General features: G+C 61.4%; 1 pseudogene. It reads right to left on the reverse strand.

What is annotated here, in order from left to right:
• Positions 1 to 223, reverse strand: a pseudogene (locus ACMUVN_RS33385) (sodium:proton antiporter); the annotation flags it as partial.

The following is a 223-nucleotide window of genomic DNA, read 5'->3' on the forward strand; positions in this document are numbered from 1 at the left end:
TTATAAAACAGCACCCAGGCCAGCCGGACGAGAATGACCGTGACGAAAACCATGGTGGCGAAGGTGATTGCGAAATCCAGGCGGCCGGGATCGAGGTCGAGGACGATCTGATGGGCCTGCAGGCCCATCAGCAGGAAGGCCAGCACATTGAGCAGAAAGACCGCGGCCTCCCAGACCGAATAGGAATGGATGCGGTGGCGGGCCGTCTGCCGCTCGGGCGTGT

Origin of the sequence: Rhizobium sp. IY2, from assembly GCF_047532935.1 — a bacterium.
GTDB classification, from domain to species: Bacteria; Pseudomonadota; Alphaproteobacteria; order Rhizobiales; family Rhizobiaceae; genus Rhizobium; species Rhizobium anhuiense.